12 protein-coding genes and 1 pseudogene are annotated in these 12,742 nt (G+C 40.2%); 4 read left to right on the plus strand and 9 right to left on the minus strand.

The genetic code is table 11. The annotated features are described in order from the left end of the window. Positions 1-105: 105 nt before the first annotated feature. Complete coding sequence (locus V7K67_RS21050; RefSeq protein ID WP_334733370.1) at positions 106-648, plus strand: Uma2 family endonuclease; 543 nt, start codon at positions 106-108, stop codon at positions 646-648. An 82-nt stretch (positions 649-730) separates the two neighbouring features. Here V7K67_RS21050 and V7K67_RS21055 read toward each other — a convergent pair whose 3' ends face one another. Together V7K67_RS21055 and V7K67_RS21060 are read right to left on the minus strand one after the other, a co-directional pair. After that, positions 731-2,281 carry a DUF3131 domain-containing protein gene (locus tag V7K67_RS21055; protein WP_335168250.1) on the minus strand — a complete coding sequence of 517 codons (1,551 nt, stop codon included), beginning with the start codon at positions 2,279-2,281 and terminating at the stop codon, positions 731-733. 241 nt (positions 2,282-2,522) lie between these two features. After that, positions 2,523-2,954 (minus strand): hypothetical protein, encoded by a 432-nt coding sequence (locus V7K67_RS21060; RefSeq protein WP_334711107.1) that lies wholly within the window; start codon positions 2,952-2,954, stop codon positions 2,523-2,525. Positions 2,955-3,095: 141 nt separating this feature from the next. On the opposite strand from V7K67_RS21060, the gene V7K67_RS21065 reads away from it, so the two are divergent. Continuing rightward, entirely contained in the window at positions 3,096-3,284 is a 189-nt protein-coding gene (locus tag V7K67_RS21065) for a hypothetical protein (RefSeq protein WP_334733368.1), read from the plus strand. A gap of 308 nt (positions 3,285-3,592) precedes the next feature. On the opposite strand, the gene V7K67_RS21070 is transcribed toward V7K67_RS21065, so the two are convergent. The 3 genes from V7K67_RS21070 to V7K67_RS21075 all read right to left on the minus strand — a co-directional run bounded on the left by V7K67_RS21070 (position 3,593) and on the right by V7K67_RS21075 (position 9,951). Continuing rightward, a complete protein-coding gene (locus tag V7K67_RS21070) occupies positions 3,593-4,141 on the minus strand; it encodes a Uma2 family endonuclease (protein WP_334733367.1) in 549 nt (182 codons plus the stop codon). A gap of 349 nt (positions 4,142-4,490) precedes the next feature. Further along, the gene (locus tag V7K67_RS34480) at positions 4,491-4,592 is read right to left on the minus strand and encodes a tetratricopeptide repeat protein (RefSeq protein ID WP_442943888.1); all 102 of its coding nucleotides are present in this window, start codon (positions 4,590-4,592) and stop codon (positions 4,491-4,493) included. A 37-nt stretch (positions 4,593-4,629) separates the two neighbouring features. Then, on the minus strand, positions 4,630-9,951 hold the full coding sequence (locus tag V7K67_RS21075) for a phytanoyl-CoA dioxygenase family protein (RefSeq protein WP_335168254.1): 5,322 nt from the start codon (positions 9,949-9,951) through the stop codon (positions 4,630-4,632). Positions 9,952-10,639: 688 nt separating this feature from the next. Here V7K67_RS21075 and V7K67_RS21080 point away from each other — a divergent pair. Then, positions 10,640-10,954: pseudogene (locus V7K67_RS21080) on the plus strand (Uma2 family endonuclease); the annotation flags it as partial. Positions 10,955-11,167: 213 nt separating this feature from the next. Here the strand turns inward: V7K67_RS21080 and V7K67_RS21085 are convergent. From V7K67_RS21085 to V7K67_RS21100, 4 genes are read right to left on the minus strand one after another with little or no spacing between them, the layout of a single operon-like run. Then, entirely contained in the window at positions 11,168-11,503 is a 336-nt protein-coding gene (locus V7K67_RS21085; RefSeq protein WP_334709163.1) for a XisI protein, read from the minus strand. Then, positions 11,491-11,907 carry a XisH family protein gene (locus V7K67_RS21090; protein WP_334709164.1) on the minus strand — a complete coding sequence of 139 codons (417 nt, stop codon included), beginning with the start codon at positions 11,905-11,907 and terminating at the stop codon, positions 11,491-11,493. The genes V7K67_RS21085 and V7K67_RS21090 overlap by 13 nt, the downstream gene beginning before the upstream one ends. Positions 11,908-11,910: 3 nt before the next feature. Then, on the minus strand, positions 11,911-12,165 hold the full coding sequence (locus tag V7K67_RS21095; RefSeq protein ID WP_334733365.1) for a hypothetical protein: 255 nt from the start codon (positions 12,163-12,165) through the stop codon (positions 11,911-11,913). A gap of 4 nt (positions 12,166-12,169) precedes the next feature. Beyond that, complete coding sequence (locus tag V7K67_RS21100; RefSeq protein ID WP_334733364.1) at positions 12,170-12,307, minus strand: hypothetical protein; 138 nt, start codon at positions 12,305-12,307, stop codon at positions 12,170-12,172. Between the two features lie 26 nt (positions 12,308-12,333). Here V7K67_RS21100 and V7K67_RS21105 point away from each other — a divergent pair, with 26 nt between their 5' ends. Continuing rightward, positions 12,334-12,600 (plus strand): hypothetical protein, encoded by a 267-nt coding sequence (locus V7K67_RS21105; RefSeq protein ID WP_335168258.1) that lies wholly within the window; start codon positions 12,334-12,336, stop codon positions 12,598-12,600. The last annotated feature ends 142 nt before the right edge of the window (positions 12,601-12,742 follow it).

Raw genomic sequence — 12,742 nt, forward strand, 5'->3', positions numbered from 1 at the left:
TATGGTTTTTAAAGACGTGACGGCGAATAAATTCGCCTGCCCCTTGCCCCCACGGATGAATCCGGGGGCTTCCACGGGGCGAGGTGTTTGGTGAGCAATTCTGCTATGAAAACCCTGGCTAAATGGTCTGTAGACGACTATCATCGCATGGTTGAGGCGGGCATTCTGCGTGGTCGTCATCTGGAACTGCTAGCAGGCGAAATTGTTGAGATGAGTCCAGAAACCCCAATTCACTACACCACAGCAAAACGAGGTGCAAAATATTTAGAAGAATTGCTCTCAGATAAAGCTGATGTCCGCTTCAATGGGCCTATTACACTATCCGACTCGGAACCCGAACCTGATATTGCCATTGTTCGACTTCCAGAGTCATCTTACAGCGATCGCCATCCTGCTCCTCAAGATATATTCTGGATTGTAGAAGTTGCCAAGACTAGCTTAAGCAAGGACTTGGAGATCAAGGCTGCGATTTATGCGGCGGCTGAGATTCAAGAATATTGGGTTTTAAATTTATCTGCTAGACAGATGATTGTGTTCAGAAATCCTCAAAATGGTAAGTATGTTGAAGAATATACTCTTACGCAAGGAACGATTACACCATTGGCATTTACAGATATTTCAGTGTCCGTTCAGAGACTTTTGCCATAAGGTGGCGTTACTGAATAGACTTATGTGGGTAAAATATGGACATTGCACAGTAGATGGCCTCTAGTATGCAACGCCAGTTTTTTCATGGTCTGAGAATTTTAGCTGTAACTTGCGGTGTTCTGATAGCCCTTTTGGTTGACTTCTGGCTTTTGACTCCTGCCCAAACGGTGAGCGGTTGTCCAACTTGTTTATACAGCAAACTTTCTAAAATTACGCCATTATTATTAGCGGTGAGAGTTTTATTTGGCTGACGCAGAGATTCATAAAAACCGTTGTACCAGCCATCTTTTGATTTGAGGTTGCCTTGAACGAAATCAAATAATTGCTGCGTGTATGCAGTGTTATAAAGTACATGCCAGCCGATCGCAGCTTTGGCGCTGAGGAATCGCAAATCGTTGTGTTTTTCTCTGGTATCTGCAATGGTTGCCCAAGGTTCTCCGTTGACAAATAGGCTGCTGTAAACAAAGTATGGAGGGCGATCTAAATTGTCTTCGGTGACGGCAGTTAATTGTTTTGTGGCTTCATAACGCGCTGCTTGAGCAGCTAAAATCCGATCGGCATAGACTTTAGGCAAAGCTTGAAACCCAGTTTCAATGCCATCTAAGATATAGGGTTCGCTCAGAACGTAATTATTAGCTCCAGAGTTTTTATAATCGCGTTTATCGTAAGGAATTCCCTGTCCGTAAAGGTCAACAAAGGCAGTATGGGACTGATAATCTAAGGCTTGTTTAACATCCAAGCCCCATAGTTTCAAACCATAGGCGGCATAATTCTCATAGCCCAAGCGACCTTCTTGGTTATACTGTTCTTTACCTCCGATGACAGCAGTACCGTACATTTGGCCATTTTTGGTTAGACGCTTAACTTGCCAATGTTTCCAAACTGCTGCTGTTTGCGATCGCATTTCTGGATACTTTGCCTCGACAATCTTCAGCCAGATTGCCATTCTCCCCAAATCGATGGCTGACCAACCAATTTCTTCGCGTTTTTCTAGTTGACCATAATTAACAGGTACGAGAGTTTTAGCATTGTAGACCTTGTTAGGTAGTTCTCCTTTATACAGGGATATAGACGCTAATGTATTCAACATTTTGGTCATTTTGGCATCAAATTCAGCCGCAGGCACGATATTGAGTTCTCTAGCGCTGACTAAGGCTGCGATCGCTGCTGTCTGATCCCACATACTGATAGAGGCAAAACCATCTACAGAATTGATCAAGCCAGTTTCATCGTTCCAATTGCGCTGGAAGTATGACCAAGCCTGACGCGCAGTTTTTATCTCCTCAGGGGTCAGTTTTCCAACTCCCGGAGCCGTGTATGGGATTATAGCTACTGTTAATTGGTTCTTAGGAATGGGTTGACCTGGCAAAACTACAGATTTCGCATCCAGGCTGGCAACTATTTCCGCTGCTTTAGCACCAGAGACAGGGCTTTGGGTTTGGGGTTTCCTTGGTTGTAGCAATTGGCGTGAAGCAGTTTCGGATGCTGATATTTCCGGTTTTTCTATAGAAGTCTTGGAAAGTTGCTTAGACCAAGTATTTAAAATTGCGATCGCGATTACAGCGGTAACTACTCCTCCTACAGAAGCTAGTATGGACAAGCTCTTAGGTGGCGGTTGAAAATCAGAACTCATACTGATTAAAGCCTCATATTGTAAGTTAGCGTTGCTTGCGTAGTTTCACTAAATACATTCTTCCCAACTTTGAAATCTAACTAACATAGAATTTACGCACCCGTGACAAAAAACTAAGTCTTTGCGATTACCACCTTACTATGTCTGCTGGTTAGAGAATTGTGTATCATCAAGTATTAAAAAATATAAGTATTTTAGCGATCGCTCTTTGGAGAAAAACTTTTTGGTTTACTGCTAATGACTATTTCTTTTTTTGCGAGATTGAGATGGTGTAGTTATACTCTCGTTGGGATAGTTCACCTACATATAGCAAGTATTTTCCTGTCTGCCAGTAACCAGAAAGTTCTGACTTACCTCCAGAGTAACTATCTGGTTGTACACAAAAGCGTCCCCCTGGCCCGTCGATCAGCAGCGTTGGCTTTCCTTGACTTTCCGCTGTTAATCGCAAATAAGGTAGTGACTCTGTAACTTGGATAACTTGATTAGGTTCAGTGGTAATATTGCCACAATTACTTTTGACAGTTCCCCCAGATTTTCCTTTCAAAATCAGTGGATCTGGTTGGAGATTCCGATTAATTTGGATTGTTGGTGTCTGTGCCAAATTAGCCTCAGTAAAAACCAAACTCATCGCCAAAGCTGTAGGAATAATTGCAAGTAGCCTAAGGGTTTTCATTTTAATTAATGCTCCAGATTTTTTTAGAGCAATCAATATTGTTATATTGATCTAATAGACGACAGCAATCTGTCTTAGTTCCAAAAGCTGCCGTATAAAGTAATACCACTCAGTTAAGGTTTATTTATGAAGATTTGATGGATGTATGATGTATATAGATTACGTTGCATTGCAATACCTCTACAGTTAGAAACTCCACCCACTCTTGGGATGGAGTTTTTGGGCATGGGGCATGGGGAAGAAGTTACCAATGCCCTATGCCCGAAGTGGCGGGGCGGCTGTCCCTCTCCACCCACTCTTGAGATGGAGTTTCCCGCCGCTTTCAATTAATGTCTGGTAAGACAACAAGATGAGTTTGCGATCAACAGATTTGATGCGGGATGTATTTAAACCCTGTCCAAGTTGAAACCTATAGTTTTGTATTAGTAAGTAATCAAGCGGACATGATATTATTTCTCTCTACTAGACGCGCAAGGGACGCATAGCGGCTTCTCGGAGAGTCATAAATGTTTTTATTTCATTCGATAAATAAATTTAGTTGCTCTCAAACCATTTTTCTTTTTCTTTATGAGTGCCTTTTTACTTTTTACTTTTTACTTTTGCCTTGTTCGGTGACTGAGCGACTGAGAAGAAACGAGCTATTGTCGGCGAGTCATAGCCATTAAAGCATTAACTGTAAGTTCGGGGAGAATGCCTAAGCTTGGCAGAAAGTCTGCTCCTGCAAAGACTATGGGTAAGTCATCTCCTTGCCAGACCCAAATCTGCTGACGAGCGAGGTCGATTAACCAGGCTAGTTGTGTTCCGTTGCTGAGGCAGTGGAGAATCTTGTTTTGTAAGTCTAGGGTGCTTTGGTCGGGTGAGCGAATTTCAATTAACCAATCTGGCGCTCCATCAAATGGGCCGTCCTCATCAGTCAGGCGATGGCAGGCAACGATCGCAATATCTGGCACTGGGGAGTAGGGAGGTACGATGCAGCGTAGCTCTTGCACGGCTTCAAATTCATCGGTGCGATCGTTGATATAATTGACAAGGTTGCGTTGTAGCCGTGAGTGAAAGAGGGTTGGCATTGTTTTTTGTACGGTTCGCCCATCAATTAATTCCCATGCAGGAGAAGCCTCAATATTGGGTTGAGCGAGAAACTCTGCAAGCGAAATTGTGGCGATCGACTGGGGCATATCTGTTGACAAAATTTTACTATGCTTGCCTACACGAACTCTGGCTATATTTCACAATGATACCGCTTTCGAGCCAGGATAGACATGACACTCACCCCTGCTGCGTCAATGGACGCGCATTGCCCTTCGAGCTTCAGAAACCGCCAAACTGTTTGATCAAAACAGAATTCAGGAGTCAGGAGCCAGAATTCAGCAATGTTTTTTGTGCGACTGGCGGATGAATCAAGGGGTTTAAGACCCCCACTAAATCGAAGATTTAGTGGTCTTCAATCAGTGGCGGGTCTGAATCCCCCACTGATTGATTCTGACTCCTGAATTCAGAATAGCTGAATTCTTCTTCAATTGTTGTTTTTGGTTACATTCAAAAAATTCTCGGTTGAAGCTGTAAGGCACGGCGGTAAGAGGTACTTGCATCATTAAGCTGACCTCGTTCTGCTAAAATATCTCCTAAGTGTTTGTGCAGGAAGCGATCGCATCTGTTTTTTGCCGCTTAATTAAAATCAGAAAATTCTTGGTTCTAACTGTAAAGCCCGACGGTAACAGAGACTTGCTTCGTTAATTTGACCTTGTTCTGCTAAGATATCGCCTAAGTGTTTGTGCGACCAAGAGTAATCTGGATTCAGTTCGATCGCACGTCGATAAGCAGCGATGCCTGCGGCGGGCTGCGCCAACGCATCTTCCCATTTCTGCTCTTTTTCTAAAGCCTTTGCTAACTCCAAGTGGATTTCAAAGTTGTCTGGGTGAAATTGAAGTGCGGTTTGATAAATGGCGATCGCATCATCAAAGCGATTTTGTAGAACTAAAGCACTGCCTAACTGCAAAGAAATTTGAGCATCATTTGGCTTAATTGTCAATGCCTGATGGTAAAGTTGAATATCGTCGGGGTTGGATGCGATGCGAGAGCGATAATAGTTGATTATTCCCTCGCTTCCCTGAGTTTGTTGGAGATAAGATTTGAGTAGTGCTAATTCAGTTTGCGAGGTCTGTAATTCAGATTCAGATTGTGTCAATTCAGTTTGAGTTTGTTGCAATTGGTTTTGAGTATATTGTAAATCCGACTGAGATTTTACAAATTCAGTTTTAGAGGCATGTAGTTCAGATTGAGATTGTGCCAATTCAGTTTGTGTGATGTACAGTTGAGACTGAGATTGTTTGAATTCTTCTTGAACTTGTTGCAGTTCTGCTCTACTTTGTTGCCAATTCCCCACTCTGTCTAGCAAGCGATATCTGCTCAAAGATTCTATACAAAAGGCAGTTGTTAATTCCGCCGAGCCAAATGTCTTTTTATCTGTTTTACCACCATACATAGGAATTCTCTGCCAAGAACCATCAGATTGTTGAGTTTTGAGTAAAAAATCAATAGCTTTATCTAAGCTGAGGGTTTGACAATTGAAATTCAGCAACGTACATACGGCTAAAGCTGTCAGTAACTCGTCACCAAATGATCCGTCAGCTTTCTGTAAACTGAAAATTTTATTAGTGACTGGAGCTATTATTCCTCGAAGGGAATTTACACCATTAAAATATGCTCTTGAAAGCATATAGTAGAAACTTAACTTGTGATTATAGAATGATGTATTATCGTCTTCGGTTCCTTGAAGAACAACGCTAGTTAAATACTCAACTGCCTTTTGGGTCTGTATATTTTCTCCTAGATATAACAAAACATTAGCGTTGACTACACAGCAAATATCATCTTTGTTAGTCAATTGCCAGAATTCATCTAGGCAAGAAAATCGTTTTCCTAACGTCACTAAATTTAGAATAATTCCTCTGACATATCTAGGAAGTAGCCAAGTGTAAAATAATCCCTGTCGGTTTCTGTTGCCAATAATGATTGCAGTATTCGGCTGAATTGGTATACCATTCATCCTCAAAACATAAGACGCGCAGCAAATATCATCCAAGTCAGGAGGCGCAACATAATGCTTTTGATTTTTTGATGACCAATACCTCCACAATCCACCTGATTCCATTTCTTTTGATAGAAAGCTTAATCCTCTTGCGATTAGTTGTTGCACCTTACTTTCATAGCTTAGAAAACTTAGAGAATAAATTACAAGTGAAGTTACAAAGGGGGAACTATCAAAAACTAATTTTTCTGTTGCTTCTTGCTTCAAGCCAAGAGTTCCACAAATCGCCTTTAAATTTTCATTTGGTAAGGTAGTCTGAAACTCTCCATCTTCTAATTGGACTTGAGTTAAGAAATTTATAGCTTTAGTGATGCTATCTTGAAACTTATCAGCAGGTAATGTAGTAGGAATTTCAAGCGTCTCTTGCCGTTGTTGCTGAATAGTTTCTTGTCTATTAAGATCGTTCCGCAGCAACTTGACTAACTTTGCAATGAGCTTTGAATATGAAATAAAAGGAAGATTAAATTCAGTCGCTCTTTGGGCGATCGCTGGATAAAATAGGGCTATATGTAACGCCAGTAAACTCAAAAATGACACTTCTCGGACAGATAACAGAATTGTCAAAGCCAAAGGCAAACACACTTCGTAAAAATCATGGGGTAGTATGTAGGCTTTCTGAACCGGAGCAGTGTCAAATACACCTGATGTCAATTTAATATTAATCATCCTTAACAGAATATAAGGGATGAAGAACACTAGCACTAAAGGAGCGAAGTAAGAAATAGCCCACATTAGTAGACATAGCAAGAAAATTTCCGATGGAAAGACAATATAACTTATGCCAAATCGAGCCGAGTCTACGCCGATGCTTGTTACCAAGGTCTTCACGCCCGAATTTAAATCATTTTCCCAATCCCAAATTTGATGTAAAACAATACCTCTAATTCCTGCAAGAAATGCCCAAGCTGTGGCTACAGTAGCGAAAGTAGCGCTCTCCGGTTGGGGTATGCTGGCTAAATCAGAGAAGACTGTAGCAACAAGCAGGGTTGGTACAGCGTGTACCTGTGCCGCATCAGTAATTACCCCCCAAATACCCCTTTCTTTTAGTCTGAGGGGAGGTGCAGAATAAATAGTTAGCAGTACGTAGATAGTGGCAAGTAAAAATGTTGATTTAGCATTAATACCAATAAAAAACCAAGGCATTAAACCTGCAACTGCCAAACTTGCACTCAAGAAAATGCGCTGTAAATTTGAGAGGGAAGCCATTCTATTATGCTTACCCACTTGCAAATCCACTTCAATATCAAAAATGTCATTGACAACATGACCGTAGGCAGCTACAAAAAACATGGAAGCTATTAGAGATAGCAGCGTAATAATAGATTGCAGAGGCGGGGTAGCTTGTAAAAGTATTTCGGCATAAGCAATAGCTAGTAACGGTGGAATTTTATAAAACCACCAATCATTACCTCGAAGCAAGTTGAAAAATGATAAAAACTTTTCCCTGATTCCAGTGTCTTTATCTGCTTTTGGTTTTGGAGCATTCATAAACTCCACAAGTTGTTCTGGTGTTATTGGTGCAACTTGATAATCAAAGACACCTAGACTTACCGCATTTTCTGGTTTTTCCCCTTGAATGTAACTCTCGTAAAACATATCGTCTACTTCAAAAACTTCTAGTTTATTAGATGTTTGAGAATCTCGATAATAAAACAGCACTGGACTATCTTTAGGGGTTATAACGCAGATAAGTGCTACTCTTTCAGCATTAGTTGAGTTAGGACAAGAACCATGAAAGAGGCGATTATCATATACCAAAGCCTGTCCGGCTTTCATCGGAACATTGGTAAGATAATCCTGTTTCATTATAGACAGAACTTCCTGACTATATGGAAAGCCATTAGAAGACCTTGGCGTTGAATTTAGCAAGTGACTTTTTTGAACAACATTAAAGCAGCCATTTTGCTCATTAACGTCAATGAGAGGACACCAAACTCCAAAAGTTTTTAAATTTATCTCATCTGCGAAAGATCGGTCTTGATGCAGAGTTACTCCGCTGAAAAGCTTGTTAGTTTTTTTATTAATAAAAGTGCAAATAGCTATTTTATGATTAGGAAATAAAATCTCTAATTTGGGAATAAAAATTTTTTTTGCTTGTTGGATGACTTGTTGCCGATAGGCTAGGTCTGAGCTACATATAGTCGCAGATACAAAAGGCTCTATTATATCATTGGGGATTGAGTTTTCTCTATAAAATCTAATAAGACTTTGTACTTCATCTTCCTCAAGAAAATCAATAACTGTATATCCTTTATCTTCAAGTTCCAGATCGATACTAAACTGTTCTCCGTTGCTCTCTATTGTTTTATCTTCACATTCTGCTCGATCTAAGCAGGTACTTAATTTTTCGGCTAAAACACGAACATTAGGCTCTTTAGTCATCGATAAGTGATCTCCCGGAACCTCATAAACTTCAACCCCATTAATAACCCAACGATTCCAAGCATTAGGTTGCAATAGCTCGGAAATGAAAGAATCTTTACTCCTCTCCTGAGCAGCAAAGTAAACAACTCGTCCTGAGTATATCTGTGGTATGTAATTGGCTGGAATCTGGAGGTTATACTCAAAAACTTTGGGGTTGAAGTCAATTTCAATCGGCCTAGGATCGGAGTCGTCATTTATCAACTTTCCTCTCCACCTCATTTGTTCGCGGGCTATTGCATTCGGATACTCAACTTTCTCTTCTTCTGTAAGCAATGGTTTTGGACTATCTACCATAACTACTAATAAGACTTTATGACCGCGTTTTTTTAGCTGTTGAGCCATTTCCAGAGCAATATTTCCTCCCGTACAACGACCGCCTAAAAGATAGGGGCCTTCAGGCTGAACGGTCTGTATTTCTTGAATGTAGTAAGCCGCCATCTGTTCTACGCAAGTATGGGGAACCCCTTGTCCATCTCGTCCTACTGCTCGTATTCCATAAAAAGGACGTTCGGGATCGATGTATTGTCCCAACACGGTATCGATAGTGTGACCATCTGCACCATGTATATAAAAGAAAGGTCGTTTGTATCCACTAGGTTTTACTGAAATGAGGGAGCTAGAGCCTGCTTTTGGGCTCTGCGAAAGTTTTTGCATTTTCTCAATGAACTCTTCTTCTGTGAGAAGCCTATTTTGATTTTCAATAAATCCTAAACTTTTCAAATTAGATGGTCTTTTAAAAAAATCTTGAAACACGAAAAAATCTGGTTCAGTCTGAAATACTTCAAATCCTTTTTTTGGTTCATTTACATCAAAATAGTAAAAAACAGGATCTATTTCGCTAGGGACTAATATAGCCTGCATGACATATCTTGGCTGATCTGTATGATTATCATCTGAAAAATGCAATAGACTATGGTCAAAAACTAGACATTCTCCTGCTTTTAAGCAGATGAGTTTTCCATGTTTTTCAACAATTGCATCTTCAAAATTTTTACAGTAAAAGTCAACTGTACTACTCACAATATCAGGAACAATTTTATGACTGCCTTCCACAACTTGGAGAGTCCCATTGTCTTCATTAGTATCTACTAAAGGACACCAAAGAGTTAATGAAGTATAGTTTTTTCGATCAAGAATAAACGTCCTATCTTGATGAACAGGAAACTTCCCTTTCCCTGGAGGTTTGATAATAAAATCAGTGGTAATTATTTTGTAATTATCAAATATATTTTTAAAGTGAGGTTCTAAAATAGTCGTAATTAATTGTTTGGCTTTGATTTTATATTCTATATAACCGTCGAAATCTGTTAAGTGATAACTAGGTTGTTCAGAGGAGCTTTCAGGATTAAAGTTATTATCTGGTTTCATTAATTGTAATTCCGATAAAACCAAGTTAACTTCCTGACTAGACAACATTGGCATTGTTGAATAGCCCTTAGTTTCAAATTCTCGTTGGTTTTCGGCTTGAAGAAATACATTACGCATAGCGATACTGGTTTTAAATTAAATGGTGGCTAAGTTTTAAATGGACAAGCAATTCAGTATTTTAGCTTAAACCTGGGTATTCTGGCTTACTAACCTAATAGATGTTTTCAAAAGGCTCGTTTTGACTATCGCTGCACGAAATTCTCAGCTTTCTTTAGTTGGTTTATACCGCAAGTTTATACCAATTGCAAAAATTAAAGTGGTAAATAGGCAAAAGCTAAGTGTTAAGAGATGAGTTTTGCTACTTACTCAGCGTTCAGCATCTGCACTGAGCCCTCAAGAATGCGTAGAAATCCGGGTTAAATTCATTTTTAAAGAGAATAATTGAAGATTATTTACATAAAGTTCAGTAATTTAACTGAGAACGCCTCCAATACTGTTCGGTTAAGGGAAGAGACGCGATAAATCGCCGTCTCTACAAAGGAATGATTATTGTAGAGACGGCGATTTATCGCGTCTTTGGAATTTAAAATTTTAATCAAAAAACCTTAACCGAAGCGTATTGAGAACACCCCTTGAAAGGAATGTTAAATTTGCGGATTGACACTAGTAAACTCAACGAGGTTGTCACCAACCCCGTTGGTCTTCAAAACCGGACGTGAGACTTTCACCTCATCCGGCTCCTCAATGAATCGGCGCTTATCATGCGTACTTCACAACTGAACCATCCTCAGTTGTCTTTTCATCGTGGCAAAAAGAACCAGTGATATGTAAAGGTAATACTATTAAGCTTATTGCTGAAGTGGTCAGCACTAATTGGCAAGATGATTATGCAAGAATTGTGGAAGAATACGCTTTTTTGAATATCCCAGAATATTGGATTGTGGACTTTCGGGGCTTGGGCGGTTTGCAATTTATCGGCAATCCCAAGCAACCTACTTTCACCATTTGTCAGTTAGTTAATGGGGTGTACTAGCAGCAACAATATCGCTTGGGAGAGCCGATTTCTTCTTTCCTGTTTCCAAATTTACAATTGCGACTGGACGACATTATGCCAACCTGAAACTCACGCGCGCGCAATTAGACATCTCCAGAAATTAAATATGCGTTATCCAGAATCCTTGTAGAGACGTAGCACTGCTACGTCTCTACATTCATTTTCACCAGATGTCTATTGTGGAAGCAGGGATATTTCGATGCGTTGCAGCCGTTAGCCGAAGCGGAATCACATCAGTTAAGAAGTAAAAAGTAAAAAGATAATCCCCATACTTGGGTTTTAAGCAACACCATAGTTGGTGTAAGGACGCTTGTAGGGAGGATGCAGCCCTAAAATAATATCTTCTTTGGGAATACCCATTGCCAATAGTTCTTCACCAACATCGATATCAGTGGTATTTTGCTGAAGCCAAATTTTGCCGTCTTTAATATCGAAGTGTAGGACGGTGTAATAGATTCGCTTTAAGCCTTTCCAACCGACACGCATCAGTTGGTAGCGATCGCGTATTGGGTCAAAAAATAGTGCGCTTTCTATATCTTCTTCATGGGATTTATATTGGCTATGCTTTTCCAAAAGGGTTTGGATGCAGAAGCGATAATGCTCTAGTTTATCCATTGCACGATCTCCTCATTTATTGGTTCGTAAACAATTAGTTTGAGTTGATATCTCTGTTTTACCACTTGAGCAAATTGGCTTTGAAAGAAAGTATCATAGGTTTCTAGCGGTATTGCCAAATAAAGTCGGCGATCGGGTTCTTTTGCTTCCAGCATAATCCGGTAGTTAAGAAATTGCCCTAAAGCTGTATGAAAGTCGCTAATTGCTGAAGTCCCAATAAAGCTTTTAATCTCAACGGCGATTTTTTCTTCACCCCGTTTTGCTGCGATTAACCGTTCAGCCGCTAGATCAATTTTGACTTTGACTTCTTCCCATTCCAATTCTAAGGGATCATCGGTGATCATCCATTGATCTTTCTCTAGACCTCGTTTTACAGCTTCATGGAATAGATCTTTTGCAGACATAATTTAGTGCGATACCTTTGCACTTCTAGTTAACTCTGGTATGACAATCAACCCTGGTGGAGCCAAAAAAGGAGAATCCAATTCTACCTCCGCTTCTAAATCTTGCTGCAAGCGGATGGGATCGATAAAATAAACAGAATAGGCTTTGCCATCCGATAAGCTGACCATGCCATCGCTTCTACATCCTTTCATTGGCGTTTCTAGCTCATCTCTTTCATCCCATCCGTATTTAAACGTTAGTTTGGGTGTAGTTTCCATGTCTCTATTCCTCTAGAACAGCTTGTATTTTTCTTAACTCTTCTTGGTATAGTTCGTAGGTGAGCAAATTAGCCTCTCTAGGCACAACCTCGTGATGAGAGCGATCGCGTCCTCTTTGAATAATTGTTAAGGTATTCAGCAAGCACTAAAACGATTGGGGAAATAACTATGCAGATTCGCCATCGCTCTCTTCCTGTTGGTAGTTCTACTCTGAGTACATTAATTACGGAGCTAGGCGCAGAGTGCGAAAATGTCACTGCCTTAATATATCAGCTTCAGTCACCTCATCTGAGTGCTAGACAACAAGCTGAAATTCTGGCAGATTTGCTGGCTGCGACAATTCATTTAAATGTTCACTGTGGAGAGGAGTTCCAGACACTCATTGCCCAAGAGATGGAAACATTGCCAGATGATGATGAACAGGAGCTTGACTAGATAGGCAAAATGTTGTGTAAACTTGTTCATTGCTTTAGTTCGCGTATTTACGGATTACGCAAGTACAAAACTAAAGTCAAAAAGATTGTCGAAGGTATTGACCCATGTTCAGAATAGCTCTATATTTCATCAGGTGAACAAG

Source organism: Nostoc sp., assembly GCF_036917155.1.
In the GTDB taxonomy this organism is placed as follows: domain Bacteria; phylum Cyanobacteriota; class Cyanobacteriia; order Cyanobacteriales; family Nostocaceae; genus Nostoc.